General features: G+C 51.4%; 1 protein-coding gene and 1 pseudogene. Both read right to left on the reverse strand.

Going from position 1 to position 1,246, the window contains the following annotated elements; genetic code table 11:
• Positions 1-116: 116 nt before the first annotated feature.
• A pseudogene (locus KDX37_RS29975) lies at positions 117-308 on the reverse strand (hypothetical protein); the annotation flags it as partial.
• 212 nt (positions 309-520) lie between these two features.
• A complete protein-coding gene (locus KDX37_RS29180; protein WP_231656634.1) occupies positions 521-1,066 on the reverse strand; it encodes a hypothetical protein in 546 nt (181 codons plus the stop codon).
• Between the last annotated feature and the right edge of the window lie 180 nt (positions 1,067-1,246).

Here is a 1,246-nt window from a genome sequence, read left to right on the forward strand (position 1 = left end):
GTCGGGTCGCATCATGATCGATGGGCTCCTGAGAGAATCGGGAGCCCAGCATCTGGCATTAGCTTAGTGCTTTGAATGTGGGGTTAATGGAGCGGTTACTTTTGTAACACGCCGCTGCCGTCGAGCAGGTTGGCGGCGGCGTCGTAGGCGAAGGTCTCGTTCTGGCCTTGAACATTGTCCTGGCTGGCGATGATGCTGCCGGTGGCGTCGTAGTGCAGCAGTTAGCGATGATCGCCACGTGGCTGTTGATCGAGACTGCCGATCAGATTATCGGCCGGATCGAACTCGAAGCGCTTTTGGGCGGGGGCCTGTCACATGGCTCGACCCTGCTGCGCGAACCCTCAGCGGTACTGCCCGATATCGACCTGGCTTGGCTGGGGCGGGAGGTGCTGTATCGCGATGGTGAGATGAGGCTGGTTGGGTGAGGAATCGTAAATTTTCCCCGCATAAATTAAGTTGAAGCATAGTCATCACAATTTGATAGCGTTACCGGATTTTCCAGTCACTTGTGAAAGGGCTTTTAGGTAAATTGAATAAAAAAATAGCCAGCTTCGGCGCCTTCATCGAGCTTTTTAGCTCGGTGGTCTATAAACAGATAGCCCATCCCGTCGCCAAAAATACCCTCGTGCCGCGGACTGACTTTGCGAATGGTGTATTCGCTTATCTGGGCGAGAAAATAATAGCTAGGAGGCTCAGGTATCATATCTTGAAGCCAATGAGGCCTTCCAAGGAGTTTGCTCATTCCCGCGCCGTTAGTGTCGTCTTCCAGTTCCTCTGCGTCATCTTCGTCAGTGAATTCATCAAGAGCAACGTAGGCAGATTTCAGGTAATTTCCTACAGGTTCTGGGAACAGCTCTTCTTTTGAGCGCTTGTGCATGATGACTTTGCTGTAGCCTTTCCTCAGATTTTCTACATCGCTTTCTTGATTGACTGTTAATTTTCTTATGGATGACAATTTAAAGCCATCCGCCGAACGCTCGACTGATACAAAGACGGTAGCGACCATACCTTTTGCCAGGAAGGGAATACTTAATACTCGGTCGGTCAGCATTAAAACCGGCAGCATCAGTGCACCGGTATCCGGGTCTCGTGGCCACAACGTAGTGTCCTCTAACCAGGCCCCACCGCCAAATTGCCCAAACGATTCATCGTAACCGCTCCATTAACCCCACATTCAAAGCACTAAGCTAATGCCAGATGCTGGGCTCCCGATTCTCTCAGGAGCCCATCGATCATGATGCGACCC

The organism is Pseudomonas californiensis (assembly GCF_021147775.1).
Taxonomy (GTDB): domain Bacteria; phylum Pseudomonadota; class Gammaproteobacteria; order Pseudomonadales; family Pseudomonadaceae; genus Aquipseudomonas; species Aquipseudomonas californiensis.

Excerpts from the sequence above, each read along its gene's own strand:
- KDX37_RS29180 (WP_231656634.1), bottom strand. The coding sequence starts at position 1,066 with ATGCTGCCGGTTTTAATGCTGACCGACCGAGTATTAAGTATTCCCTTC.